The organism is Kitasatospora sp. NPDC088264 (assembly GCF_040685715.1).
GTDB lineage: Bacteria > Actinomycetota > Actinomycetes > Streptomycetales > Streptomycetaceae > Kitasatospora.
In genome coordinates this window covers 37920-64206 of the sequence record NZ_JBFBIR010000016.1, presented here as the reverse complement: position 1 = coordinate 64206, position 26287 = coordinate 37920, and the positions used below count along the sequence as shown (strand labels likewise).

The window sequence follows — 26287 nt, the reverse complement described above, 5'->3', positions numbered from 1 at the left end:
GAACCGTTCGCCGGGCGCGGTGAGACCCGCGAGCCGGCCCCGGGTCCCTTTTCGTCGGGGGGACCCGGGGCCTTCGCTGTGGGTTCCTACGAGGCCGGGCCGACCCGGACGGTGGTGATCCGCCCGCCCTGGGACTCCCGGACGACCTCGATCCTGGTGTTGGTGTCCGGGACCTTCACCGCGAGCTGCGGGAGGGCCGGGTCGGTGTACGTGCCGGTGTGGTCGTTGAAGACCGGGACGGCCGGCTCGGATGGTATCCGCACCGCGACGCCGCCCTTGTGCAGCGTGAACGCCGTGGTCGGCCTGAGCGAGAACGGCGCGTCGTAGGTCTGCGCCCGCCCGTTGACCAGGGTGCCGTCGGCGAAGCGGACCGCCGCCGGGTGGGCGTCGATCGGCAGGATCAGCCCGCCGCCGGGGTGGTCCTTGGTGTTGTTGTCGCCGTACGCGGTGTCCCACAGCCAGAGCAGGACGCCCTCCTGGTACGGGTAGGCGTCGACGACATCGGCCTTGCCCGCGACGCCGGTGTACCCGAAGTTGTACGGGCCGGTCTTCAGGAACGCGCCGTAGCCGGTGTAGCGGCGGTTCTCGGCGAGGTAGGCGCGCGGGTGCTGCTTGACGGCGGTGCGGCCGGTGATGACGGTGAAGCCGGTGGCGGTCCAGCCGTTGGCGCCGTTCTCGGCGCCGTCGGCGAAGAGCTCGGTGCCGCCGGCGGTGATCCTCACGGCGTCGACGAGCACGCCCCGGCCGTGGGTGTTGCCGTCCGAGGTGGCGTGGAAGCGCAGCCGGACCTGCTGGCCGAGGTAGCTGTCCAGCGGGAGGTGCAGCTTCCGGTAGGTGCCCGAACTGCCGCTGAGCCCGGGGGTGTTGGCGTTGGTGTTGCCGATCGGTGCGCCGTCGACGGTGCCGCCCAGGGCCGTCCAGTGCTTGCCCTGGTCGGTGGAGGCCTCGACGGTGAGGAAGTCGTAGTCCTGCTCGGTGTCGTACCAGGCGGCGGCGTCCAGGGCGGCCGGGCCGGTGGCGGTGCGCAGGTCGACGTCCCGGCTGAGCGAGTTGTCGAGGTTGTCGCCGGTGTCGCTCCACCACTGCCTGGCGCCCTCGTACGGGTCGGCGAGGTCGGTGCTGGTGGTGCTGTCCGGCAGGTGGACGAGCAGCGCCTGGGCCTGGTCGGTGTTGTAGCCGCTCACCCCGAGGGCGTGGCTGGACCGGGTGGCGGCCTGCGCCTCGTCGTAGTCGAGCCAGCCGAACTGGAGCTTGCTCCAGGCGTCGAGGTCGCCGGGGTAGCCGCCGGTGGTGTTCGGCCCCTTGCCGAGGTAGGAGCCGGAGGACATCAGCGACCAGAAGTTGACGCTGTTGTCGCCGCCGTTGGTGCTGTACAGGTCAGGCAGACCGAGGTTGTGGCCGTACTCGTGGGCGAACAGGCCGACGCCGCTGTTCTCGCCGGCCTGGACGTAGTCGTAGACGTAGAGGCCGGTGTCGCCGACCGGCGCGCCGCCGATCTTGTTGCCCTCCGGTCCGGTGCGGCCGGTCGCGTCGGGGAAGGTCCAACTGCGGTGCGCCCACAGCGCGTCGGCCCCCTGGGCGCCGCCGCCCCAGGTCTCGTCGACGCCGGCGTGCACCACGATGACGTTGTCGAGGTAGCCGTCGGGCTGGTTGAACTCGCCGGTCCTGGTGTGGTCGTAGCGGTCGTAGACGTCGTACTGGGCGAGCTGCGCCTTGATGTCGGCCACGCTGCGGCCCTTGGCGATCTCGCCGTCGTACCAGGCCTTGACGGCGTCCCGGATGAACTCCTGGCCCTGGGTCCAGGCGCCGGAGCCCTGCGGGCCCTTGTTGCTGCCGTAGCGGGCCTCGTTGTACGGGACGGTGACCCAGTCGCTGACGGTGCCCTGGACGTCGTAGCGGCCGGAGGACTGGGTGCGGTAGTAGTTGCGCATGGACACGGCGCCGGGCGTGTCGTCGAAGAACATCTTCTGGTAGTAGCCGCGGTCGAAGTCCGGCTCCCACAGCGTGTGGTTGTCGTCCTTGCCCGGCTTGGGGATCTGGTCGTGGCGCGGGCCGGGGGTGCCGCCGTAGCGGGGCTGGCCGTTGTACTGGGTGGTGTTGTCGACCTCGTCGCCGAACTGGGCGAGGATCACGAAGACCTTGTCGGTGCGCTGGTGCGCCAGTTGGACGTAGTCGTTGCCGACCTTCACCTTGGCGGGGGCCCGCTTGCCGGCGGTCTTGGCGACGGCGCCCTGGTTGAGCTGTTCCAGGGCCTTGGTGCGGAGCGCCTGCCGCTCGCGCTCCTGGGGGGCGAGCGGCGCGGGCGGGGCTTCGGCGCCCTGCTCCGCCGGGGCGGCGGCGATCGTGGCGGGGGCGGTCGTGGCGGTGAGGGGAGCGGCCTGGGCGGGGGTGCCCAGCAGGGTGGCGGCTATCGCGCTCGTGGTGAGCGCGGCCGCGAGTGCGGCGGACAGTCTGCGCAACTGACCGGTCCTTTCCGGGGGATGGGGGTCCCGGGCTTCCGGGCGGTCCGGGCTTCCGGGCGCCCCGGGTGGTCCGGGTGGGAGTAATCGTTCGGTGAAGCGCAGGTAATATTTCACATGTCACGGGTCACGTGGAAGAGGTGAGGGCAAGGCGAAGGGCGCCGCACCACCGGTGCGACGCCCCTGCCCGTGAATCCGGAGGCTCAGCCCAAGGACGCCCGCAGGAAGGCGAGTTCGGCCTGGGTGACCTGCTCGTTCACTCCGCCCGGGGTCATGTGGGTGACGCCCGGCAGCGGCAGCACGCTGTGCGGCCGGCCGGCCTTGGTGAGCGCCTCGGAGAGCAGCAGGGTGTGCGAGGGGTGGACGTTGTCGTCGGCCAGCCCGTGGATCAGCAGCAGCGGCCGGGTCAGCCCGGGCGCGTCGGTGACCAGGCAGTCGTCGGCGTAGCCCTCCGGGTTGTCCTGCGGCAGCGCGAGGTAGCGCTCGGTGTACGCGGTGTCGTAGTGCCGGAAGTCGGTGGGCGGGGCGCCCGCGCAGGCGGCGTGGAAGACGTCCGGGCGGCGCAGCACGGCGAGCGCCGCGAAGTACCCGCCGTACGACCAGCCGCGCACGCCGACCCGGCCGAGGTCGAGGTCGGGGTGCTGCCCGGCGAGCGCCCGCAGGGCGTTCACCTGGTCGTCCAGCGCCACCTGGGAGAAGCGGCGGAAGATCGCCCGGGTGAACTCCGGCGAGACGAACGGGGTGCCGCGGTTGTCGGTGGTGACGACGGCGAAGCCCTGGTCGGCCCACCACTGGCGGAGCTGCCAGCGGCGCGGCTCGGCCGCCACGGCCTGGAAGCCGGGCCCGCCGTAGACGTCCAGCAGCACCGGCAGCCGGCGGCCGGGGACGTGGTCGCGCGGGTACACCACGGCGGTGGGCAGGCCGAGTTCGGTGACCCGGGCGAGCCGTGGCCGCACCCGGTAGGGCAGGGTGGCGCTCAGGTCGGTGAGCGGCAGTGCGGGGCCGTCGAGCGAGGCGTCGAGCGAGCCGTCGCGCAGCAGTCGGCGCCGGATGCCGTCGGCGTCGGCGGTGGTGAGCAGCAGGGTGCGGCCGGCGGCGAGTGCGGAGTGCACGCCGGGGCCGGTGGTGACGGGTTCGGGTGCGCCGCCGTCCGGGTCGACCAGGTGGACGTACTGGTCGGCCGGGTCGCCCTGGCCGGTCTCGCAGAGCAGCCGGTCGTCCAGGTGCCCGACCACCCGGCGGATCTGGAGCCCGGTGGTGTCCAGCGGCTTGCCGTCCAGGGCGAGGCCGCGGGCCTGCGGGGTGTCGTGGGCGGTGAGCAGCCGGCCGTCGGTCAGCCGGGCGGGGGTGCCGGGCAGGTCGTCGACCCAGAACTCGTCGGTGGTGCGGGAGAGTTCGCGGGTCTCGCCGGTGGTCGGGTCGGCGGTCAGCAGCAGGACGTGCTGCTGGAGCCGGTCGGCGACGGTGAGCAGCAGCTCCTGGTCGGAGGCCCAGGTGGCGGCGCAGAGGTAGGGGAACGCGGCGGCGTCCCAGCGGAGCCGTACCCGGCTGCGGTCGAGGCCGAGCACCCAGAGCTGGACGTCCGCGTTGGGGCCGCCGGCCTGCGGGTAGGCGAAGTCCTCGGCGGGCTCGCCGGGGTGGGCGGGGTCGGCGAAGTAGCGCCGGGGGAGGGCGGATTCGTCCACCCGGGCGGCCAGCAGCGCGCCGCCGTCGGGGCGCCACCAGTGGCCGCGGGAGCGGCCGAGCTCCTCGGCGGCGGCGAACTCGGCGACGCCCCAGCGGGCGCCGTCGGCGGGGGAGAGCGGTTCGAGGCCGGGGGTGACGTACAGGGCGTCGTCGGCGACGTAGGCGACGCGTTCGCCGGCGGCGTCCGGCCGGGGGTCGAACGCGGGCCCGGCGACGGGCAGTTCGGTGCCGGTGCCGGTGGCGGTGTCGATCCGGAACAGCCGGCCGTCGAGGACGAGGACGGCGGTCGCGAGGTCGGCGGTGGCCGCGTACGTGCCGATGCCGGCGGCGACCAGGCGGGTGCGTTCGCGCAGCCGTCGTTCGACGGCGGGCAGGTCGTCGCGGCGGCCGGCGCGCCCGGGGGCGAGGACGGCCGGGTCGGCGACCAGTCGTTCCTCGCCGGTGGCGGTGTCGAGCAGGTGCAGGCGGTCGACCGGATCCTCGGAACCGGTCGAGCGGAGCAGCAGCAGCCGGGTACCGTCCTCGGCGAGGGTGAACGCGCGCGGCGCACCGAAGGTGAACCGGCCGGTGCGGGCGCTGAGCGACAGGAAGGGGTCGGTGATGGTCACGGCCCGATCGTCGTCTCGGGACACGCCACCCGACCAGTACCCTGTCATGTGAAATGTCACACATCACAATGCGGAGGATGCCGTGATCGAGGACCTGTGGACCGCCGAACCCCCGGCCCCGCTGCCCGCGGCCGACGGGCTGTTCGGCGTCTCACCGGACGCGGCGCACCTGAACCACGGTTCGTTCGGCGCGGTGCCCGTCCCCGTGCAGCGGGCGCAGCAGCGGCTGCGCGCCGAACACGAGCTGGACCCGGACGGCTTCTTCGCCGACCTGCCGGCCCGGGTCGGCGCGGCGCGGACCAGGATCGCCGCCGACCTGGCCGTCGACCCGGGCCGGCTCGCCCTGGTCTCCAACGTCACCGAGGCGGTCGCGATCGCCCTGGACACCATCCCGTTCGCGCCCGGCGACCGGATCCTGGTCACCGACCACGGCTACGGGGTGGTCACCCGGGCCGCCGCCCGCCGGGCCGCCGAGACCGGCGCCGAGGTGGTCGAGGTCGAACTGCCGCTGGACACCCCCGACGAGCAGGCCGTCCGGGAGGCGGTGCTCGCCGCCGTCGACGAGCGCGTCACCGTCGCGGTGCTGGACCAGATCACCTCGCCCACCGCCCGCCTGATCGCCGGAGCGGGCCTGCTCGCCGACCTGCGCGAGCGCGGTGTGACCACCGTCGTGGACGGCGCCCACGCCCCCGGCATGCTGCCCGCCCCGGTCGACCCGAACGCCGACTTCTGGTTCGGCAACCTGCACAAGTGGGCCTTCGCCCCGCGCGGCACCGGCGTGCTCGCCGTCCGCCCGGAGTGGGTGGACCGGGTGCGCCCGCTCACCTTCTCCTGGGAGCACGACCGGGGCTTCCCGTGGAACGTCGAATGGCGCGGCACCTGCGACTACACGGGCTGGCTGGCCGCCCCGGCGGGGTTCGAGCTGCTGCGCGAGCTCGGCCCCGAGGCGGTGGCCGCGCACAACGCCGCGCTCGCCGGGTACGGCCAGCGGGTGCTCGCCGAGCGGGCCGGCCTGTCGCCGCTGCCCGCGACGCCCGGGGTCTCGATGCGCTCGGTCCGGCTGCCGGCCGGGTGCGTCGAGGCGGAGCAGGACGTGAGACCGCTGCGGGACGAGGTGTGGCAGCGGCTCGGCACCCGGATCGCGATCCGCCCGTGGGCCGGCGGCGGGGTGCTGCGGGTCAGCGCGCAGCTGTACAACCGGCCGCGGGAGTACGAGCGGCTGGCGGACGGGCTGGCCGACCTGCTGAAGGGCTGACCGGCTCGCGGGGGCCGGCCTCCGCGCGTGGCTGGTCCGGGCCGGTCCGCGCGTGGCTAGTCCGGGCCGGCCCGCTCGGAGCTGCCTCGTTCGGAGCCGGCCCGGTCGGAGCTGGCCCGCAGCTCGGCGAGCAGCAGGTTCTGGTCGGCGAGCAGCCCGGTGAGGATCCGCCGGGCCGCTCGCAGCAGGTCGGCGACGTCGCCGCCGGCCAGTGTGTACACCACCGTGCTGCCCTCCCGGGTGGCGGTGACGATGCCGGACCGGCGCAGCACCGCGAGCTGCTGGGAGAGGCTGGAGGGTTCGACCTCCAGCTCGGCGAGCAGCCCGCGGACGGGCGTCGGTCCGGCCTGGAGCAGTTCCAGCACCCGGATCCGGACGGGATGGCCGAGCATCCGGAAGAACTCGGCCTTGGCCTGGTAGAGCGCTACCGCCACGAGTCCCCCCTTCCCTGGTGTCGGTCCGCTCAGATCTCCAGCGAGAGTTCGATCCGCTTGAGCTGGTGGCGGGCCATCGCGAGGTTGGAGCGGCCGCGGTTGAGCGCCAGGAAGAGGAAGAGGCCGCGTCCGGTGGGCGTGGTGATCGGTCGGACCATGTGGTACTGGTTGGTGAGGCTGATCAGGATGTCCTCGATCTCGTTGTCGTGCAGGTTGAGCATCTCCATCGCCCGCATCTTGGCGCGGACCACGTCGGTGTTCCCGGCGGCGGCGACGTTGAGGTCCAGTTCGCCGCCGTCGCCGAGGCTGCCGAGCGCCATGCCGCTGCCGTAGTCGACCAGGGCGACGCCGATCGCGCCGTCGATCCCCATGGCCTCTTTGAGGGACGTCTCCAGGTTCGCCATCGTCGGTGTCCTCCCGTGAGTTGGTGGCGGTCGCTCCGCCGTGGCAACGACGGTAGGGAGACCGGCGGCGGTCCACCGGGGATGACCGGAGACGTCCGAAGCTGGTCGGACTCCGATCACTTGAAGATGTTTGCAACTATGGATGTGAGAGGGAAGCGATCCCGGAATGATCCCGCGGCCGATCCCGCCGTGCGGAAGCCCTACGGAGGCCGCACGGAAGCCGCGGGGAAAGCCGTACGGAAGCCGCACGGAAAGTCGCACGGAAAAACGGTGCTATCGATGTCAGTGCCGCCGGGTAACCTCTCGCTGAGATGCGAGATCACACCAACCACACCCGGACGGCGATGAACACCCCTGAGCCCCAGCCCCACGACGACCAGGAGCTCAGCCCCGCCGAGGCGTACGCGGCCAGCCGCCGCCGGGCCAAGGAACAGGCGACCGCGCTCCACGGCTTCCAGCAGCTGTACGACTTCCCGCTGGACGACTTCCAGCTGGAGGCCTGCGAGGCGCTGGAGGCCGGCTCGGGCGTCCTGGTCGCCGCGCCCACCGGCTCGGGCAAGACCATCGTCGGCGAGTTCGCCGTGCACCTGGCCCTCCTGGGCGGCCGCAAGTGCTTCTACACCACGCCCATCAAGGCGCTGTCCAACCAGAAGTACGGCGACCTGGTCAAGCGCTACGGCGCCGCCAAGGTCGGCCTGCTCACCGGTGACAACACCGTCAACGGCGACGCCCCCGTGGTGGTCATGACCACCGAGGTGCTGCGCAACATGCTCTACGCGGGCTCCAGCACTCTCGACGGCCTCGGCTACGTCGTCATGGACGAGGTGCACTACCTCGCCGACCGCTTCCGCGGCGCCGTCTGGGAGGAGGTCATCATCCACCTCCCCGAGTCGGTCACCCTCGTCTCGCTCTCCGCGACCGTCTCCAACGCCGAGGAGTTCGGCGACTGGCTGGACACCGTGCGCGGCGGCACCCGGGTGATCGTCTCCGAGACCAGGCCCGTGCCGCTGTGGCAGCACGTGATGGCCGGCAACCGGATGTACGACCTGTTCGCCAACCCCGACCGGGACGGCCGCCCCAAGGACGGCCCGCGCAACCCCGGCAAGGCCGTCAACCCCGAGCTGGTCCGGCTCGCCCGCTCCGAGCTGGACCGCAACCCGCGCGACCGGTTCGGCCGCGGCCGGGGCCGCAGCATGCCCAACGGGCGCCCCGGCCGGGTCTGGACGCCGGGCCGGGTGGACGTCATCGACCGGCTCGACGCCGAGGGGCTGCTGCCCGCGATCACCTTCATCTTCAGCCGGGCCGGCTGCGAGGCCGCCGTCCAGCAGTGCCTCAGCTCCGGCCTGCGGCTCAACAAGGACGCCGACCGCGCCCTCGTCCGGGCCTTCGTCGAGGAGCGCTGCGCCGACATCCCCGACGAGGACCTGCACGTCCTCGGCTACTTCGAGTGGCTGGACGGGCTGGAGCGCGGCATCGCCGCCCACCACGCCGGGATGCTGCCGCGGTTCAAGGAGGTGGTCGAGGAGCTGTTCGTGAAGGGCCTGGTCAAGGCCGTCTTCGCGACCGAGACCCTCGCGCTCGGCATCAACATGCCCGCCCGCTCGGTGGTCATGGAGAAGCTGGTCAAGTGGAACGGCGAGACCCACGCCGACATCACCCCCGGCGAGTACACCCAGCTCACCGGCCGGGCCGGGCGCCGAGGCATCGACGTCGAGGGCCACGCCGTGGTGCTCTGGCAGCGCGGCCTCGACCCGGAGGCGCTGGCCGGCCTGGCCGGCACCCGCACCTACCCGCTCAAGTCCTCGTTCCGGCCGTCCTACAACATGGCCGTCAACCTGGTCTCCCAGTTCGGCCGGCACCGCTCGCGCGAACTGCTGGAAACCTCCTTCGCCCAGTTCCAGGCCGACCGCTCGGTGGTCGGCATCGCCCGCCAGGTCCAGCGCAACGAGGAGGGGCTGGAGGGCTACCGCGAGTCGATGACCTGCCACCTCGGCGACTTCGACGCGTACATGGACCTGCGTCGCCGGCTCAAGGACCGGGAGAACGAACTCGCCCGCGAGGGCAGCAGCCAGCGCCGCGCGGCCGCCGTCGAGTCGATCGAGCACCTCAAGCCGGGCGACGTCATCCACGTCCCCACCGGCAAGTTCGCCGGCCTCGCCCTCGTCCTCGACCCGGGCCTGCCGCCGGTCAGCCGCAACGGCCGGGTCGGCCGCCACCCCGACTTCCAGGACGGGCCCCGCCCGGTGGTGCTCACCGCCGAGCGGCAGGTCAAGCGGCTCGCCATGATCGACTTCCCGTACCCGGTCGCCGCCGTCGAGCGGGTGCGCATCCCCAAGTCCTTCAACCCGCGCAGCCCGCAGTCCCGCCGGGACCTCGCCTCCGCGCTGCGCACCAAGGCCGGCCACCTCGAACCCGAGCGGTTCCGCCGGGGCCGCGCGGCCGCCGCCGACGACCAGGAGATCACCCGGCTGCGCACCGAACTGCGCCAGCATCCCTGCCACGGCTGCGACGAGCGCGAGGACCACGCCCGCTGGGCCGAGCGCTACCACCGCCTGCACCGCGACACCGAGGTACTGGAACGCCGGATGCGCTCCCGCACCCACACCATCGCCCGCACCTTCGACCGGGTCTGCGGGCTGCTCACCGACCTCGGCTACCTCAGCGGCGACACCGTCACCGACGACGGCAAGCGCCTCGGCCGGCTCTACGGCGAACTCGACCTGCTCGCCTCCGAGTGCATCCGCGAAGGCGTCTGGAGCGGCCTGGACGCCGCCGAACTCGCCGCCTGCGCCTCGGCGTTGGTCTACGAGGCGCGCCAGTCCGACGACGCCACCGCCCCCCGGGTGCCGGAGGGCGCGGCCAAGGAGGCGCTCGGCCAGATGGTCCGGATCTGGGGCCACCTGGACGCCCTGGAGGAGCAGCACCGGATCAACACCGCCGAGGGCGTCGGCCAGCGCGAGCCCGACCTCGGCTTCGCCTGGGCCGCCCACCGCTGGGCCCTCGGCCACAGCCTGGACCAGGTGCTGCGCGACGCCGACATGCCGGCCGGCGACTTCGTCCGCTGGACCAAGCAACTGATCGACGTCCTCGGCCAGATCCAGGACGCGGCCGGCGAGGACGCCGAACTGCGCCGGACGGCCCGCAAGGCCGTCGACGGCCTGCGCCGCGGCATCATCGCCTACTCCTCGGTGGGCTGACCGCCGAACGCAAGGGGCCCGCCCGTTCACCCCGAACGTGCGGGCCCCTGGCGTGCCCGGCGGCTTCCGTCCCCCACCCCCGTGCGGCTTCGGCTTCGCCTCGCCGCTGGGGCTTCCTGCGCAGAGGAAATGCCTCTGCCCCCGCCGATGACAGGGGCAGAGGCATTCTGATGACAGAAGCGAGATTCCAAGCCGGTGCCGCTTCGGCGGGGCCGAAGCGGCACCGGAATTGTGAGCGGTTGCACGGGAAGTCGATCAGGTCGACTTCTCGTGGAGAAGAGGCAGCCGAAACGAGCGAGGCGACGCCGATGGTCAGGGTGTGGGAAGCGCCGGGGCGAAGTAGTCGCGGAGCATCTCCGTGGTCCATGCGGGTTGGCGCACTTCTCCGCGCGGGCCGAACTCCTCGAACCAGGGCTTCACTTCGATGACCGGCGTGCCCGAAGGAGTGCGGCGTTCGCCTCGGCGGCGCGCCCCGCAGCGGCGAGAGCGCGTGCGTGGACGACGCCGAGCAGAGACCGTTCGCGAGGGCTGGCGAGCCGGAATCGGTCGCCGACCATCGACGCCTCGGCGACCCTGACAGCATGGTGCGGCTTCCGGAGGTCGACCGCCTGGTGGGCCATGGCGCGCAGGACGTGGCCGGCCATCGCGGGGTCGTCAGCCTCGGCCGCCAGCTTCACGGCGACGGTGTAGTAGTGCTGGGGGATGTTCCCGGAGAGCATGACGCCTTGGCGGCCCCACTGAGTGACGGATGCCCGGCTCGGTCGTGCCGGATCGTTGTGACTGGCCGCAACGGCGCACAAGGCCCGGGCGAGGGCTTCGTTCGGTCGGCCTGTTTCCCGGATGAGCCGGCCCAGCCGCGGCCATCGCGCATCTCTCACTCAACGAGCATGCCTACTCGCTACTCGGAGAGTTGCGCGATGGCTCCCTTATGACCAGGGGTTACACCAAGATCCCTGCTACACCACTCGTCGGGACGCCATCCGTCAACCACTGCGATCTCGTGATCATCACTCAACTCCCGTGCCGATCAAAGCCATCGGCAGGACGTTAAGCGGTCGAGATTCGCCGGCGGGATCGTGATTCTCGTATATTCCGGCTCGGGCGGCTGGGGTTCGTGGGAATTCTCAGGCAGAACCGAGTGCCCTGCGGCACCGCGTGATGATGCGGTGGGCGTCAGGCCTCCTCCTGCGGAAGGCCCAGGCGTTCGGCGTCGGCCCGCCAGAGGTACCGGATGACTTCGCCGACGGCATTGTTTCGCCTGGGGCGGCGGAAAGAGGCCCCTCTGCCGGGGGCTCAGCGGGTGGCGAGGGACTCCAGGAGGCGGTCGAGGGAACTGCCGAGGCCCCAGCGGGTGGAGAGTTCCTCCAGGGTCATCGGGTCGAGCGGTTCGTGGGGGAGGGCCGGGTCGAAGGCGGGGAGCGGGGCGTCGGGGGCGACGCGGACGACGGTCGGGGCGACGTCGAGGTAGGGGGCGCCTTCGACGAGGTTGCGGCGGCGGGCCGGGGTGAGCTTGGAGGAGAGGTCGAGGGCGGCGGCGCGGATGGTGGTGAGGTCGCCGTACTCGTTGATGAGCTGGGCGGCGGTCTTCTCGCCGATGCCCTTGACGCCGGGCAGGCCGTCGCTCGGGTCCCCGCGCAGGGCGGCCATGTCGGCGTACTGGGCGCCGCGCACGCCGTACTTCTCCAGGAGCAGCGCGTCGTCGGTGACCTGGAGGTTGCCCATGCCCTTGACCGGGTAGAGCACGGTGATCCCGCGGGCGTCGTCGACCAGTTGGAACAGGTCGCGGTCGCCGGTGACGATCTGCACCGGGCCCTTGGCGTGGGCGGTCAGGGTGCCGATGACGTCGTCGGCCTCGTAGCCGGGGGAGCCGACCCGGGCGATGCCGAGCGCGTCCAGCACCTGTTCGATCACCGGGACCTGCGGGGCGAGCGTGTCCGGCACCTCCTCCTCGCCGTCCTCGGCGGCCTCGGCGACGCGGTGGGTCTTGTACGAGGGGAGGAGGTCCACCCGCCACTGCGGGCGCCAGTCGGCGTCCATGCAGGCGACGAGCTGGTCGGGGCGGTGGTCGTGGACCAGCCGGGCGATGAAGTCCAGCAGGCCGCGGACGGCGTTGACCGGTTCGCCCTGCGGGGAGCGCAGGGTGTCCGGCACGCCGTAGTAGGCCCGGAAGTACAGGCTGGCGGAGTCGAGGAGCATCAGTCGCGGTGCGGTCACGTGTCAGATCATGCCGCACCGCGACGACAGGAGGGCGGCTTCAGTGTTCGTGCGGGCCGGCGCGGTGGACCGGGCCGTGCGCGTCGGCGCAGTGTTCGGCGGGTTGTTCGCCCGGGGCGGCGATCTGGAGCAGGGCGCCGGCCGCGTCCTCGCCGACGTGGTCGACCTGGAGCGTGCTGTGGGTGATGCCGTACTCGTCGGCCAGTCCGCGCTGGAGCTCGCGCCGGACGGCGTGGCAGTCGCCGCCGGGGGTGACCAGGATGTGCGCGGACAGGGCCGGCTGGTTGGAGGTGATCTCCCAGATGTGCAGGTCGTGGATCTCCTCGACCAGCGGCTGGGCGACCATCCGGTCGGCCACCGCGTCCGGGTCGATGCCGGCCGGGGCGGCCTCCAGGAAGATCCGCCCGGAGTCGCGGACCAGGCCGATGCCGGCCTTGAGCATCAGCGCGACCACGATCAGCGAGGCGATCGCGTCGGCCCGGACGAAGCCGGTGGTCAGCATGACGGCGCCGGCGACGGCGGTGGCGATGAACGCGTACAGGTCGGTGAGCACGTGCTGGAAGGCGCCCTCGACGTTCAGCGAGCTGCGGTTGGCCTTCGACATGCACCAGGCGGCGGCCAGGTTGACCACGATCCCGATCAGCGCGGTGACCAGCACCAGCGAGCCGGCGACCTCCGGCGGCTCGAACAGCCGGGTGACGGCCTCGTAGCCCAGCCAGGCGGACAGCACCAGCAGGGTGACGCCGTTGGCCTGGGCGGACAGGATCTCGGCGCGCTTGAGGCCGTACGTGTAGCCGCCGCGGGCCGGGCGGGCGGCGAGGCGCATCGCGACCAGCGCGAGGACGATCGAGGCGGCGTCGGTGAGCATGTGCGCCGCGTCGGAGATCAGGGCCAGGGACTTCGCGGCGAAGCCGACCACGACCTCGCCGGCCATGAAGACGACGATGAGCGTGAGGGCGCCGAGCAGCCAGCGGCGGTCGGCGTCGGCGGCGACACCGTGCGAGTGGCCGCTGTGCCCGCCGTGTCCGCCGTGCCGGTGTCCGCCGTGGTCGTGCGCGTGCTTGTGGTCATGCGCATGATCAGTGTGGGAATGCTCGTGCCCGGCCATCGAAGTCCTCTCTGGACGCACGGGTGGGGAGGGGAGGGGCGCGATCGCCCTGCACCCGAAGTGAACCGCAGAACGGACAAAGATCCAAAGGCTGTACTGGTGACCGTTGTCGTTGCCGTTGAGCGGTCGTTCCGAGGGGGCGGGCGCGCCTCGGCTACCCGATCAGCGCGGTGTCCAACTGCGCCGCGGTGGCCGCCCGCACCAGGGCCCGCATCACCCGCAGGTCGTCCCCCTGTTCCGGGTGCCACTGCACGCCCAGGGTGAATCCCGGGCCCTCGACCGCCTCGACCGTCCCGTCCGGCGAGTGGGCCGAGACCCGCAGGCCCGCCCCGATCCGGTCGACGGCCTGGTGGTGGAAGGTCGGCACCTCCACCTCGCTCTCCGGCAGCAGCCCGCCGAGCAGCGTCCCCGGCACCGGCCGCACCAGGTGCGTTCCGTAGCCGCCGTCCGCGCCGCCGTGGACGTCCACCGGCACGACGTCCGGCAGGTGCTGGACGAGGGTCCCGCCGCAGACGACGTTGAGCACCTGCATGCCCCGGCAGATCCCCAGCAGCGGCATCCCGGCCGCCAGGGCCGCCCGCAGCAGGGCCGACTCCCACCGGTCCCGTTCGGGGGAGTCGACCTCGGTGCGGGGGTGGGCGGGCTGGCCGTAGTAGGCGGGGTCGATGTCGGGCCCGCCCGCGATGACGAGGGCGTCGAGCCGGGCGAGCACCTCGGGTGCGCGGTCGGGGGAGTCGGGCGGGAGCAGCACCGCGATCCCGCCGGACTCCTGGACGTACGCGGTGTACCGCTCGGGCACCAGGGCCACCCGGCGGCCCTGCCAGTTGCTCCAACTCGCGTCGACCAGGTAGGTGCTGACGCCGATGAAAGGCCTGCGATCCATGGCGGGCATTCTCCACCCGCACCGCCTGATCCCCCGTCAACCACGCATGTCGGCGCGCCACACCTGCCCGCCCTCTTCCGCGCCGTCCGCCGCAGGCCGTACGGTTCGCTGTGACCGCTTGAACTCGAAGAGTGATCGTGGAGGGTTCCGTCATGCCCGAGAACGCCGCCGCGGGCGTGCCGCCCCGGGCGCCGCTGACCCTGGACGAACTGCGCATGCTGGTGGACACCGGCGAGGTCCACACCGTGGCGCTGGCGTTCACGGACATGCAGGGGCGCTTGCAGGGCAAGCGCTTCGCCGCCCGCTTCTTCCTGGACGAGGTGGTCGAGCACGGCGCCGAGGCCTGCGACTACCTGCTCGCCGTGGACGTCGACCTGAACACCGTCGACGGCTACGCCTTCTCCTCCTGGGCCACCGGCTACGGCGACTTCGCGATGCGCCCCGACCTCGGCACCCTGCGGCTGACCCCCTGGCAGCCGGGCACCGCGCAGGTGACCGCGGACCTGGCCCGGCACGGCGGCCACCCGGTGGACGCGGCCCCCCGCCAGCTGCTGCGCCGCCAGATCGCGCGCCTGGCGGAGTACGGGCTGGCCGCCGACATCGGGACCGAGCTGGAGTTCCTGGTGTTCCGGGACACCTACGAGCAGGCCTGGCTGGGCGGTTACCGCGGCCTGACGCCGGCGAACCTGTACAACGTGGACTACTCGATGCTGGGCACCGCCCGGGTCGAGCCGCTGCTGTCCCGGATCCGCAACGAGATGGCGGGCGCCGGGCTCGTGGTGGAGTCGGCCAAGGGCGAGTGCAACCTCGGCCAGCACGAGATCGCCTTCCGCTACGCGGACGCGCTGACCACCTGCGACCAGCACAGCGTCTACAAGACGGGCGCGAAGGAGATCGCCGCGCAGCAGGGGTGCGCGCTGACCTTCATGGCCAAGTACAACGAGCGCGAGGGCAACAGCTGCCACATCCACCTGTCGCTGCGCGACGCGGTGGGCGCGCCGGCCTTCGCCGACCGGGACGGCCGGATGACCGACACCATGCGGCACTTCCTGGCCGGCCAGCTGACGGCGCTGCGCGAGTTCAGCCTGCTGTACGCGCCGAACATCAACTCCTACAAGCGTTACCGCCAGGGCTCGTTCGCCCCGACGGCGGTGGCCTGGGGCCGGGACAACCGGACCTGCGCCTACCGGGTGGTCGGCCACGGCCCGGGCCTGCGGATGGAGAACCGGGTGCCGGGCGGGGACGTCAACCCGTACCTGGCGGTGGCCGGGATGATCGCGGCCGGCCTGCACGGGCTGCAACGGAAGCTGGAGCTGCCGGCGCCGTGCCTGGGCAACGCCTACGCCGTCGAGGAGTACGCCCGGGTGCCCGGTTCGCTGCGCGAGGCCGCGGAGTTGTGGGCCGACAGCGAGCTGGCCCGGGTGGCCTTCGGCGACGACGTGGTCGAGCACTACCTCAACATGGCCCGGGTGGAGCAGTGCGCCTTCGACGGCACCGTCACCGACTGGGAGCGCTACCGATCCTTCGAACGGATGTGAGGCCGATGACCGACCCCACCGTCAGCACCGTCCGCAATCCCGCCACCGGCGAGGTGCTCGCCACCGTCCCGGACACCACCGCAGGGCAGGTGGACGCGGCGGTCCAGCGCGCGTCCAAGGCCCAGCCGGCCTGGGCGGCGCTGGCACCGGGCGAACGGGCCCGGCTGCTGCGCCGGTTCGCCGACCAGGTCGAGGTGCACGTGCCGGAACTGGCCGCACTGGAGGTGCGCGAGGCCGGCCACACCGTGGGCAACGCCCGCTGGGAGGCCGGCAACGTCCGGGACCTGCTGGAGTACGCGGCCGGGGGAGTGGAACGCCTGACCGGCCGCCAGATCCCGGTGGCCGGCGGCCTGGACGTGACCTTCCACGAGCCGGTCGGCGTGGTCGGGGTGATCGCGCCGTGGAACTTCCCGATGCCGATCGCCGCCTGGGGCTTCGCGCCGGCCCTGGCGGCGGGCAACGCCGTCCTGCTCAAGCCCGCCGAGGCGACCCCGCTCACCGCACTGCGGCTGGCCGAACTCGCCCTGGCGGCAGGGCTGCCGGAGGGCCTGTTCCAGGTGCTGCCGGGCCCGGGCGGGACGACCGGCCGGGCCCTGGTGGACCACCCGGCGGTCCGCAAGATCGTCTTCACCGGCTCGACCGTGGTCGGCAAGGAGGTGGCCGCCCGCTGCGCGGCCCGGGCCAAGCGGGTCACCCTGGAGCTGGGCGGCAAGAGCCCCAGCATCGTCTTCGCCGACGCCGACCTGGCCCGCGCCGCGGACCCGATGTCCTTCGCCGACAACAGCGGCCAGGACTGCTGCGCCCGCAGCCGGATCCTGGTCCAGCGGGAGGCGTACGACGACTTCCTGGCGCTGCTGCTGCCCGCCGTCGAGGCGCTGCGCACCGGTGACCCGGCGGACCCGGAGACCCGGCTGGGCCCGCTGATCTCGGCCGCCCAGGTGCGCCGGGTCGCCTCCTACGTCACCCCGGACCTGCCGGTGCTGGCCCGCGGCGCGGTGCCGGACGGGCCCGGCTACTGGTACCCGCCGACGGTGATCGCGCCGACCGACCCGGAGGTGCCGGCGGTCACCGAGGAGATCTTCGGCCCGGTCGCCGCCGTGCTGCCGTTCACCGACGAGGCGGACGCGCTGCGGCTGGCCAACGCCACCCGCTACGGCCTGTCCGGCTCGATCTGGACCAGGGACCTCGGCCGGGCGCTGCGGTTGGCCCGCGGCGTCGCGGCGGGCAACCTGTCGGTCAACTCGCACTCCTCGGTGCGGTACTGGACGCCGTTCGGCGGTTACGGCGAGTCCGGGGTCGGCCGGGAGCTGGGGCCGGACGCGCTGCGCCACTTCACCGAGACCAAGAACGTCTTCATCCACAGCGAGGAGTAGCAGCCGATGACGGAGAACGACGCACCGGTGTGCCGCCGCCTGGTCGGCCGCACCGCCGTGATCACCGGCGCCGGCAGCGGGATCGGCCTGGCGGCGGCCCGCCGGCTCGCCTCGGAGGGCGCGAAGGTGGTCTGCGCGGACGTGGACGAGCAGTCCGGGCGGGCGGCCGCGAAGGAGGTCGGCGGCCTGTTCGTGCACACCGACGTCACCGACCCGTACATGGTCGAGGCGCTGTTCGACGAGGCGTACGAGACGTACGGGAGCGTGGACGTCGCGTTCAACAACGCGGGCATCTCGCCGCCGGAGGACGACTCGATCCTGACCACCGGCCTGGACGCCTGGCGCAAGGTCCAGGAGGTCAACCTGACCTCGGTGTTCCTGTGCTGCAAGGCCGCGCTGCCCTACATGCGGCGGCACGGGCGGGGCTCGATCATCAACACGGCCAGCTTCGTGGCCCGGATGGGCGCGGCCACCTCGCAGATCTCGTACACCGCCTCCAAGGGCGGGGTGCTGGCGATGTCCCGGGAACTGGGCGTGCAGTTCGCCCGGGAGGGGATCCGGGTGAACGCGCTGTCACCGGGGCCGGTGGACACCCCGCTGCTGCGGGAGCTGTTCGCCACGGACCCGGAGCGGGCGGCCCGCCGGCTGGTGCACATCCCGCTGGGCCGGTTCGCCCGGGCCGAGGAGATCGCCGCCGCGGTGGCCTTCCTGGCGAGCGACGACTCGTCCTTCATCACGGCGAGCGAGTTCCTGGTGGACGGCGGCATCTCGGGCGCCTACGTGACCCCGCTGTAGCCCCGGGCGGGCGCGACGGTCCTGAGCGTGCCCGACGCACCCCTTCTCACCGTAATCTCATCGAAAACCACCGGAATTCGAGGCCGCGCTGATTTCGCGTTTATCCGCGTGCCTTTAGATTCTCTGTTGTGAGCGAGCAGATTCCCGCCGGGTGGTACCCGGACCCGAAGGACACCGGCGGCGACCCGAGGCCGCAGCGCTGGTGGGACGGCAGGGGTTGGACGGCCAGCACCCGGCCCGCACCCTCGGACGCCCCGGAGCCGGTACCCCCGGCGGCCGGGGCTCCGGGGCCGGGGCCGGCCGACGAGCCCACGGTGCTGCAGGGCGAGGTGCTGGACAGCGGGCCGACCGTCCGCTACCCGGAGCCGCCGCCCTTCGGCACCGCCTACGGCTCCGAGGCACCGCCGCCGCGCAAGCCCCGGCGCCGGCCGTCCCCGATGGTGATCGCCGCCACCGTCGCGGCGCTGCTCGGCCTGGGCACCGGCTCCGGGATCACCTACCTGGCGATGGACGGCCACAGCGACAACCGCCCGCAGCGCAGTGCCCGGCAGGCCGTGCCGAACGGCGAGAACGGCCCCTGGAACGGCTTCCCGGGCCTCGGCGGCAACGGGAACGGCGGGAACGGGAACGGGAACGGCAACAACGGGAACGGTGGCAACAACGGCGGCAGCGGCGACGGCAGCAACGGAACCGGTGGCAACGGCGGGCCCGGTGGCAACGGCGGGCCTGGTGGGAACGGCGGGAACGGCGGCAGCGGCAAGACCAGGCCCGGCGGCGGGAACGCGATCGACCTGGTGAACGGGCTCACCCTGCCCGTCCCCTCCGGCTGGCAGGGCGGCTACACCAGCGACGGCTACGCCGCGCTCACGGTCGGCGCCTACACCTGCCCGGACGGCAGCGAATCGTGCACCCTCGGCGGGGTGACCACCGGCCGGATCGACGGCGGCGGCACCGACGCCCAGGCCGCCGCCAAGGCCGACATCGAGAAGGCGGCCAAGGACTCGTACGGCGCCATCACCGGGCACCAGGAGCTGAAGTCCGAGGCGGTCAAGGTCAACGGCCAGGACGGCTACCTGGTCCGCTGGAAGGTCGACGCTCCCAAGGGCAACAACGGCTACGTGCAGACGGTGGTCTTCCCGTCCACCGACGGCAAGACGCTGATCTCCGTGCACTTCGGCTTCGACATCGCCGACAAGGCGCCGGACCTCGGCCTGATGGACACCATCGTCAACGGCATCGCCGACTTCAAGGGCAAGCTGCCGTCCATCCCGGGCGGCGGGCTTCCCGGCGGCGCCACCGGTGGCACCGGCGGCACCAGCACCTGAGCGGCACCAGCACCTGGGCCACCCGCTCCTCACACGGCGGCGGCCCACCCGGAGAGCACTCTCCGGGTGGGCCGCCGCCGTTCGTTCCGGACGGGGTGGAGCCGCGGAACCGGGCCGGACGGGGGTTTTGGCCGCCCCGGCCCCGCGTCCGGCGTCAGGAGTCGCGTCGAACAGCCTCGATGCGACGGCGCCGGAGCACCATGCCGGCCCAGCCGACGCTGATCGCGGCGGCGCCGGCCAGCAGCAGCGGGCCGGTGGCCGACGTGCCGACGGCCGCGGCGGCGGTCGGGATCACGGCGCCGGCCGGGGAGTTGGGGTCGCCGCCGTGGCCGTGGTGGGCGACCGTGGACTTGGGCGCGTCGGCCGCGATCTGCGCGTCGCTGGGCGCGGCCGGGGCCTGCGCGGCGAGCGCCGGAACCGCCGGGGCACCGGCCGCGGTGGCCGCGCCGAAGTCGACGTCGGAGCAGCTGTAGAACGCCTCCGGGCTGTCGCTGCGCTGCCAGACCGTGTACAGCAGTTGGCGGCCGGTGCGCTGCGGCAGGGTGCCGGCGTAGGTGTAGAAGCCGTTGGTGGCGGTGCGGTCGACCTGCACCTGGGCGACCGGCGTCGGGTCGAGGTCCGACCACTTCAGCGGCTTGGTGGCGTCGTAGCCCGGCTTGGTGATGTAGACGGTCTGGGTGCCCACGTGCGGCGCGGTGGTGCGGAACTGGAAGGTGAAGGCGCCCGCCTTGACCGCGGTGGCCGGCCAGTCGGTGCGCGGCCAGTCCAGGGCCTGGTACTTGTCGCGGTTGGCCGAGCAGAGCTTGCCGTCCGGGATCAGCGACTGGTGGTTGCCGGCCGCGTTGGCGATGTTCACCTCGTTCCAGTCGTACAGCGGCTGGGTGCCGCTCGCGGCGACGAGGTCCTTGCAGATCTGGGACACCGGGTGCTCGGGGCCCTCGGCGTAGCAGGCGGCGACCCGGCTGACCGGGTTGGTCATGGTGCCGTGGGCGCTGGCGGTGCCTGCGGTGGAAACGGCCACCGCGAGGGCCGCGGCGCCGACCGCGCCGACGGACAGGGCACTTCGCTTGATGGACATGGGGTGGGGACTCCTTGACCGTCGTTCCGGGCGAGTGTGGGGGGAGCGGACACGCCTGCCCGTTCGGGGGCCGCCGGCCCGGACCGCGGACCCCTGGCCAGAGCGTATGATTGGTCTGGACCAGCTGGCAATAGTCGCGCGTGCCACGCTTTCTGACGGACTGTAGGCCCCCGAACAGGGCAAAGGCCCGACGGAACGGCCGGGTTAGGCGTTCCATCGGGCCCGCTTAAGGCTCCGGAAAGGTCGTCGGACGGCCGTTCGGACGGTCAGGCCGCCGCCGGCCGCCGACCGGTCACAGGAACGCCTTCCCCTCGCCCCGGTACGTCGGGACGGTCCGGACGATCCGATCGCCCTCGATCAGGTGCAGTTCGGCGAAGCGCTCGCACAGTTCGCCCGCCTTGGCGTGCCGGAACCAGACCCGGTCGCCGATCAGCAGGTCGTCCGCGGGCGCGCCGAGCAGCGGGGTCTGCACCTCCCCGGCGCCCTCCATCGGGTCGTAGCGCAGCCCCTGCGGCAGGTACGGCACCGGCGAGCGGTCCGGGCCGGCCGCGCCGGAGGCGGGGTAGCCGCCGCCGAGCACCGTCACCACGCCGACGCCGGGGCGGCGCACCACCGGCTGGCCGAACAGCGCGGCCGGACGGCCGTGGAACGAGCGGTAGTTGTCGAACAGCCGGGGCAGGTAGAGCCCGGAGCCGGCCGCGACCTCGGTGACCGCGCGCTCGGCCACGGTGGACTCCACGCTGCCGGTGCCGCCGCCGTTGACGAACTCCAGCTCGGCCACCCGCCGCAGCCGCCGGACCGCGGCCGCCCGCCGCTCGGCCAGTTCGGTCCTGGCCCTGGCCTGCATCAGCCGGATCAGCTGCGAGCGCAGCGGCCGGCCGGGCACCTGGTCGCCCACCCCGGCGACGTGCCCCTCGTAGGCCATCAGGCCGACCACCCGGAAGCCCCGGCGGTACTGGACGAGTTCGGCGAAGGCGCCGAGGTCCTCGGGGGTGCGCAGCGGGGAGCGCCGGGCGCCCACCCGGACCCGCCCGCCGAGCAGGTGCAGCGCGGTGTCCAGCTCCAGGCAGACCCGCACCTCGGCGTCGCCGCCGCGGGCCTTGTCGATCAGGTCCAGCTGGGCGGGGTCGTCGAGGACGACGGTGACCTCGCGGGCGAGCGCCGGATCGGCGGTCAGCTCGGTGTACCCGGCCCGGTCGGCGGAGGGGTAGGCGAGCAGGACGTCGCGCACGCCGGTGCGGGCCAGCCAGAGCGACTCGTCGAGGGTGTAGCTCATCACCCCGGCGAAGCCGTCCACGGCCAGCGCGCGTTCCAGCAGCGCCCGGCAGCGCACCGACTTGCTGGCCACCCGGATCGGCTTGCCGGCGGCCCGGCGCACCAGGTCGGCGGCGTTGGCGTCGAAGGCGGCGAGGTCGACGACGGCCACCGGACCGTCCAGGTGCGCGGTGGCCCGGTCGTACCGGAGGCGGTCGGAGACCGGAGCGGGAGCGGTCGCGGGTGCGTCGAGGATCACCATGGGCGCAGGGTGCCACACCGCACTACCGGTGGGTAGCCCCCGCGTGCGGGGAAATGGGGCGGCTCGCGCGCGGTGGCATAGGGTCGGGCGGGTGGACCGCAAAGACTTCTCCAACCCGGCGTTCGTCGGCAAGGGCATCCCGAACCCAGGCTTCTCCGACGACGACGGCACCGCAGACCCGGCGCTCGCCGAGGCCCTCGCCCGCTGGTCGCAGGACCGCGCGGCCGAGCCGGAGGTGCTGGCGGCGCTGACCCCCACCCGGCTGATGGTCCCGATCGTCGCGATCCTCGGCGAGGTCGAGGTGGACGAGCACGGGCACCAGCACGAGAAGACCAGCGACATGGCCGTCCCGGTGCTGGAGGCCCCGGACGGGCGCCGCGCGCTGCCGGCCTTCACCTCGCTCGACTCGCTCGCCCGCTGGCGTGCCGACGCCCGCCCGGCGCCGACGGCGGCCCCGCAGGCCGCGATGGTGGCCTTCTCCGAGCGCGCCGACACCCTGCTGGTCGACCCGGCCGGGCCGGTGCCCTTCCAGCTGAGCGGCGCCCGGCTGCGGGCGCTCGCGGAGAACCGCCCGTTCCTGCCGCCGGTCCGGGACCCGGAGGTGCGCGAGGCGGTCCGCGGGCTGCTGGCGGCCGAGCCGCAGGTGCTCACCGGGCTGCTGGCGGCCTCGGAGGGCTCGGACGGGGTGCTCGCGGTGGTGTTCGACCCGGCGCTGGAGCAGGACGGGCTGCAGGCGGCCGTGCAGCGGGTCGGGCGGGCGGTGGCCGCCGACCCGGTGCTGCGGGTGCGGCTGGACCGGGGGCTGGACCTCGCGGTGCTGCCGGCGAGCGCGGAGCTGCCGGGGGAGCCGCTCTACAGGCGGTAGGGAGCGGTGGGGAGCCGTAGGAAGTGCGTCGGGGGCGGTGCGTCGCGTGACGCACCGCCCCCGAGTCGCGTCCGGGTCAGGAGTAGACCGGCCCGGTGAACTTCTCGCCCGGGCCCGTGCCCGGCGCGTCCGGGACGATGGAGGCCTCGCGGAAGGCCAGCTGCAGCGAGCGCAGGCCGTCCCGCAGGGGCGCCGCGTGGAAGTTGCTGATCTCCGGGGCGCCGGCGGTGACCAGTCCGGCCAGCGCGGTGATCAGCTTGCGGGCCTCGTCGAGGTCCTTGTCCTTGTCCCCGCCCTCGGCCAGGCCGCACTTGACCGCGGCGGCGCTCATCAGGTGCACCGCGACGGTGGTGATCACCTCGACGGCCGGGACCTCGGCGATGTCCCGGGTGAGGTCGTCGAAGCCGATCGCGTCGTCGTCCGCGCCGGGGGTCTTGGTGGGCTCGCTGCTCAAGGGGGGCTCGTTCCGTCGTGCCGGTGTCCGTACCCCTGGAGCGTACAAGGGCCCTTCCGGAGGCGGACAAAGGTGGTGAGGTGGGGCGGAATAGCGTTCGACTCCGCAGCGCTGTATGCTTCGAGACTGACCGGCCGGGATCCCGTATGGGCACCTGGCCAGCAAGAGGAGGCTCCACCCAGGAGGCCCGAGAGGGCAACCGCGAAAGTCTCCCACCTGGTCGACCTCAGGGTCGACGGGTCCCGGTCCGCGACGGGCGCCACGGCGCCGAGTCGCAGCAGCGCTCCTCACCAGGGTGTTGTCCCCGGATTGTGTGGAGCCCCGCTTGTACCGAGCGGGGCTTTTTTCGTGTCGCGGTGCACACGGTGCCGAACAGGTGCCGGGCAGCGCAGCACGAATGAAGCCCCGCCCAGTGGTCGAGTCCACTACGTGCGTCCGCCGTCCGACGGCCGCATCGCAGAAGGTGCAACCGAGGAGGCCCCATCAGCACCGAGCCCCGCATCAACGACCGGATTCGCGTCCCGGAGGTGCGACTCGTCGGTCCCAGCGGCGAGCAGGTCGGCATCGTGCCGCTTGCCAAGGCGCTGGAGCTCGCGCAGGAGTACGACCTTGACCTGGTCGAGGTCGCGGCGACCGCCCGGCCGCCGGTGTGCAAGCTCATGGACTACGGCAAGTTCAAGTACGAGTCGGCCATGAAGGCCCGTGAGGCGCGCAAGAACCAGGCGCACACGGTCATCAAGGAGATGAAGCTCCGGCCGAAGATCGACCCGCACGACTATGACACCAAGAAGGGTCACGTCGTCCGGTTCCTCAAGCAGGGCGACAAGGTCAAGATCACGATCATGTTCCGTGGTCGTGAGCAGTCCCGCCCCGAGCTGGGCTTCCGCCTGCTGCAGCGGCTCGCCGACGACGTCCAGGACCTGGGCTTCATCGAGTCGTCGCCGAAGCAGGACGGCCGAAACATGATCATGGTTCTTGGCCCGCACAAGAAGAAGACCGAGGCGATGGCCGAGGCCCGCGCCCTCGCCGACGCCCGCAAGGCCGAGCGTCAGGGCCGTACCCCCGGCTCCGACGCCGCCGCGGACGACGACCTGGTGGACGACGACCTGCTGGTCGACGACGAGGTCGCCGACGACGAGGTCGCCGACGACGAGGTCGCCGACGACGAGGCGACCGAGGCAGAGGACGCCCCGGCCGAGGCACCGGCCGTCGAGGCCGACGCTCCGGTCGAGCAGCCGGCCGCCTCCCAGGGCGCCTGAGCCTTCACCGGCCAGGGCGGCCCGGGAGACCGGCCCCAAGGTGACGGGGCGCCCCGCCCGGTCACACAGATCCATCCAGTTCACGCCCGCGTGGCGCAGGCCGCGCGGGCGCGGACGGGACCGACGAGGAGATACGGCGAAATGCCGAAGCAGAAGACGCACAGTGGCGCCAGCAAGCGCTTCAAGATCAGTGGCTCTGGCAAGGTGCTCCGCGAGCGCGCCGGCCGCCGCCACCTCCTGGAGCACAAGCCCTCGACGCTGACCCGCAAGCTGGCCGGGACCGTCGAGCTGGCCCCCGCTGACGCCAAGAAGATCAAGAAGCTTCTCGGCAAGTGATCGCCCTCCCGCCCGGTGCGAGCCGTGAGCGGGGCAGCTGATCCTTCCCGACCCATTCGAATGACGGACCACGTGAAGTAGTCCGTGGTCCAACCCAAGGAGTAATCAAGTGGCACGCGTCAAGCGGGCAGTCAACGCCCACAAGAAGCGCCGGGTCATCCTGGAGCGCGCCAGCGGCTACCGTGGCCAGCGCTCGCGCCTGTACCGCAAGGCCAAGGAGCAGGTCACCCACTCGCTGGTCTACAACTTCAACGACCGCAAGAAGCGCAAGGGCGACTTCCGTCAGCTGTGGATCCAGCGCATCAACGCTGCGGCCCGTGCCAACGGCATCACCTACAACCGCTTCGTGCAGGGCCTGAAGGCCGCCAGCGTCGAGATCGACCGCAAGATGCTGGCCGACCTGGCCGTCAACGACCCGGGCGCGTTCGCGTCGCTGGTCGAGGTCGCCCAGAAGGCGCTGCCGGCCGACGTGAACGCCCCCAAGGCTGCCGCCGACGCCGCCTGATCTTCCGAGATCAGTCGAGCTCTGACCGGACCCGCAGGCTCCCTGCGGGTCCGGTTCTGCGTTTCCCCGGATCTTCAGCGCCGCCCGCCACAGAGAACGAGACCATGCCGAGCACCGACACCCCCCTGCTCACCTCCCTGCGCTCGCCGCGCGTCGTCGCCGCCCGCCGGCTCGCCAAGCGGAACCAGCGCACCAAGGAGCGCCGCTTCCTGGTCGAGGGCCCGCAGGCCGTCCGGGAGGCCGTCGCCTTCGGCCAGCTGCCGGGCTCGGCCGAGCACGCCGTGGTCGAGGTGTACGTGACCCCGGAGGCCGCCGAGCGGCACGCCGCCATCGTCGAGGCGACGCTGGCCGAGGGGCTGCCGGTGCTGACCGCCACCGACGAGGTGATCGCCGACATCTGCGACACGGTGACCCCGCAGGGCATCGTGGCGCTCTGCCGCTTCATCGACACCCCGTTCGCCGAGGTGCTCAAGGCCCGCCCCAAGCTCGTCGCGGTCCTCGCCCACGTCCGCGACCCCGGCAACGCCGGCACCGTGCTGCGCACCGCCGACGCGGCCGGCGCGGACGCCGTGGTGCTCACCGACGCCTCGGTGGACCTGTACAACCCGAAGGCCGTCCGGGCCTCCGTCGGCAGCCTGTTCCACCTGCCGGTGGCGGTCGGCGTACCGGTCGAGGAGGCCGTCGCGCAGCTGCGCGCGGCCGGGGTCCGGGTGCTCGCCGCGGACGGCGCGGGGGAGCGCGACCTGGACCAGGAGCTCGACGAGGGCACCCTGGGCGCGCCCGGCGCGTGGGTGTTCGGCAACGAGGCCTGGGGGCTTCCGGAGGAGACCCGCGCGCTGGCCGACGAGGTCGTGCGCGTCCCGATCCACGGGCACGCCGAGAGCCTCAACCTGGCCACCGCCGCGGCCGTCTGCCTGTACGCCTCGGCCCGGGCGCAGCGCTCGCCCGGCGGCTGCCGCTCGAACGCCTGACCCGCACGCTCCCGGCGCCACCGG

Annotated in this window: 22 protein-coding genes; 11 read left to right on the top strand and 11 right to left on the bottom strand. The window is 72.9% G+C overall.

Annotated elements, in window-relative coordinates; translation table 11 throughout:
- Positions 1–86: 86 nt before the first annotated feature.
- Both AB0O82_RS15480 and AB0O82_RS15475 read right to left on the bottom strand, forming a co-directional pair.
- The gene (locus tag AB0O82_RS15480; protein WP_363583845.1) at positions 87–2459 is read right to left on the bottom strand and encodes an immune inhibitor A domain-containing protein; all 2373 of its coding nucleotides are present in this window, start codon (positions 2457–2459) and stop codon (positions 87–89) included.
- A gap of 203 nt (positions 2460–2662) precedes the next feature.
- On the bottom strand, positions 2663–4753 hold the full coding sequence (locus AB0O82_RS15475) for a prolyl oligopeptidase family serine peptidase (protein ID WP_363583843.1): 2091 nt from the start codon (positions 4751–4753) through the stop codon (positions 2663–2665).
- Positions 4754–4835: 82 nt separating this feature from the next.
- Between AB0O82_RS15475 and AB0O82_RS15470 the strand changes: the two genes are divergently transcribed.
- Positions 4836–6008: an aminotransferase class V-fold PLP-dependent enzyme gene (locus tag AB0O82_RS15470; protein WP_363583841.1), complete on the top strand. Its 1173-nt coding sequence runs from the start codon at positions 4836–4838 to the stop codon at positions 6006–6008.
- Positions 6009–6064: 56 nt separating this feature from the next.
- Here the strand turns inward: AB0O82_RS15470 and AB0O82_RS15465 are convergent, their stop codons facing one another.
- Both AB0O82_RS15465 and AB0O82_RS15460 read right to left on the bottom strand, forming a co-directional pair.
- Positions 6065–6442: a metalloregulator ArsR/SmtB family transcription factor gene (locus tag AB0O82_RS15465; RefSeq protein WP_363583839.1), complete on the bottom strand. Its 378-nt coding sequence runs from the start codon at positions 6440–6442 to the stop codon at positions 6065–6067.
- Positions 6443–6471: 29 nt separating this feature from the next.
- Complete coding sequence (locus tag AB0O82_RS15460; RefSeq protein WP_350877952.1) at positions 6472–6846, bottom strand: hypothetical protein; 375 nt, start codon at positions 6844–6846, stop codon at positions 6472–6474.
- A gap of 344 nt (positions 6847–7190) precedes the next feature.
- On the opposite strand from AB0O82_RS15460, the gene AB0O82_RS15455 reads away from it, so the two are divergent.
- Positions 7191–10043, top strand: a complete 2853-nt coding sequence (locus tag AB0O82_RS15455; RefSeq protein WP_350878048.1) for a DEAD/DEAH box helicase — start codon at positions 7191–7193, stop codon at positions 10041–10043.
- A 416-nt stretch (positions 10044–10459) separates the two neighbouring features.
- Here AB0O82_RS15455 and AB0O82_RS15450 read toward each other — a convergent pair whose 3' ends face one another.
- The 4 genes from AB0O82_RS15450 to AB0O82_RS15435 all read right to left on the bottom strand — a co-directional run bounded on the left by AB0O82_RS15450 (position 10460) and on the right by AB0O82_RS15435 (position 14248).
- Positions 10460–10762: a hypothetical protein gene (locus tag AB0O82_RS15450; protein WP_363583836.1), complete on the bottom strand. Its 303-nt coding sequence runs from the start codon at positions 10760–10762 to the stop codon at positions 10460–10462.
- Positions 10763–11336: 574 nt separating this feature from the next.
- The gene (locus tag AB0O82_RS15445; RefSeq protein WP_363583963.1) at positions 11337–12239 is read right to left on the bottom strand and encodes a 5'-3' exonuclease H3TH domain-containing protein; all 903 of its coding nucleotides are present in this window, start codon (positions 12237–12239) and stop codon (positions 11337–11339) included.
- Between the two features lie 58 nt (positions 12240–12297).
- Entirely contained in the window at positions 12298–13365 is a 1068-nt protein-coding gene (locus AB0O82_RS15440) for a cation diffusion facilitator family transporter (protein WP_363583834.1), read from the bottom strand.
- A 154-nt stretch (positions 13366–13519) separates the two neighbouring features.
- Positions 13520–14248 carry a gamma-glutamyl-gamma-aminobutyrate hydrolase family protein gene (locus tag AB0O82_RS15435; RefSeq protein WP_363583832.1) on the bottom strand — a complete coding sequence of 243 codons (729 nt, stop codon included), beginning with the start codon at positions 14246–14248 and terminating at the stop codon, positions 13520–13522.
- Between the two features lie 152 nt (positions 14249–14400).
- Between AB0O82_RS15435 and AB0O82_RS15430 the strand changes: the two genes are divergently transcribed.
- The 4 genes from AB0O82_RS15430 to AB0O82_RS15415 all read left to right on the top strand — a co-directional run bounded on the left by AB0O82_RS15430 (position 14401) and on the right by AB0O82_RS15415 (position 19279).
- Entirely contained in the window at positions 14401–15786 is a 1386-nt protein-coding gene (locus AB0O82_RS15430) for a glutamine synthetase family protein (RefSeq protein WP_363583830.1), read from the top strand.
- Between the two features lie 5 nt (positions 15787–15791).
- Entirely contained in the window at positions 15792–17159 is a 1368-nt protein-coding gene (locus AB0O82_RS15425; RefSeq protein ID WP_363583828.1) for an aldehyde dehydrogenase family protein, read from the top strand.
- 6 nt (positions 17160–17165) lie between these two features.
- Positions 17166–17954, top strand: coding sequence for a 3-oxoacyl-ACP reductase (locus AB0O82_RS15420; protein WP_363583826.1), 789 nt, complete (start codon positions 17166–17168; stop codon positions 17952–17954).
- 128 nt (positions 17955–18082) lie between these two features.
- The gene (locus AB0O82_RS15415; RefSeq protein WP_363583824.1) at positions 18083–19279 is read left to right on the top strand and encodes a DUF2510 domain-containing protein; all 1197 of its coding nucleotides are present in this window, start codon (positions 18083–18085) and stop codon (positions 19277–19279) included.
- Positions 19280–19433: 154 nt separating this feature from the next.
- Here AB0O82_RS15415 and AB0O82_RS15410 read toward each other — a convergent pair whose 3' ends face one another.
- Together AB0O82_RS15410 and AB0O82_RS15405 are read right to left on the bottom strand one after the other, a co-directional pair.
- Positions 19434–20357: a lytic polysaccharide monooxygenase gene (locus AB0O82_RS15410; protein ID WP_363583822.1), complete on the bottom strand. Its 924-nt coding sequence runs from the start codon at positions 20355–20357 to the stop codon at positions 19434–19436.
- A gap of 292 nt (positions 20358–20649) precedes the next feature.
- On the bottom strand, positions 20650–21873 hold the full coding sequence (locus tag AB0O82_RS15405) for an alanine racemase (RefSeq protein ID WP_363583820.1): 1224 nt from the start codon (positions 21871–21873) through the stop codon (positions 20650–20652).
- 91 nt (positions 21874–21964) lie between these two features.
- Here AB0O82_RS15405 and AB0O82_RS15400 point away from each other — a divergent pair, with 91 nt between their 5' ends.
- Entirely contained in the window at positions 21965–22738 is a 774-nt protein-coding gene (locus AB0O82_RS15400) for an SseB family protein (protein ID WP_363583818.1), read from the top strand.
- 76 nt (positions 22739–22814) lie between these two features.
- Here the strand turns inward: AB0O82_RS15400 and AB0O82_RS15395 are convergent, their stop codons facing one another.
- Positions 22815–23192, bottom strand: coding sequence for a DUF1844 domain-containing protein (locus AB0O82_RS15395; RefSeq protein WP_350877933.1), 378 nt, complete (start codon positions 23190–23192; stop codon positions 22815–22817).
- A gap of 482 nt (positions 23193–23674) precedes the next feature.
- Here AB0O82_RS15395 and infC point away from each other — a divergent pair, with 482 nt between their 5' ends.
- From infC to AB0O82_RS15375, 4 genes are all read left to right on the top strand, one after another.
- Entirely contained in the window at positions 23675–24451 is a 777-nt protein-coding gene (infC, locus tag AB0O82_RS15390; protein ID WP_363583961.1) for a translation initiation factor IF-3, read from the top strand.
- A gap of 141 nt (positions 24452–24592) precedes the next feature.
- Positions 24593–24787, top strand: coding sequence for a 50S ribosomal protein L35 (gene rpmI / locus AB0O82_RS15385; RefSeq protein WP_030055648.1), 195 nt, complete (start codon positions 24593–24595; stop codon positions 24785–24787).
- A 109-nt stretch (positions 24788–24896) separates the two neighbouring features.
- Positions 24897–25292 carry a 50S ribosomal protein L20 gene (rplT, locus tag AB0O82_RS15380; protein WP_030055649.1) on the top strand — a complete coding sequence of 132 codons (396 nt, stop codon included), beginning with the start codon at positions 24897–24899 and terminating at the stop codon, positions 25290–25292.
- A 104-nt stretch (positions 25293–25396) separates the two neighbouring features.
- Positions 25397–26263, top strand: a complete 867-nt coding sequence (locus AB0O82_RS15375) for an RNA methyltransferase (protein WP_350877932.1) — start codon at positions 25397–25399, stop codon at positions 26261–26263.
- Positions 26264–26287 lie beyond the last annotated feature (24 nt).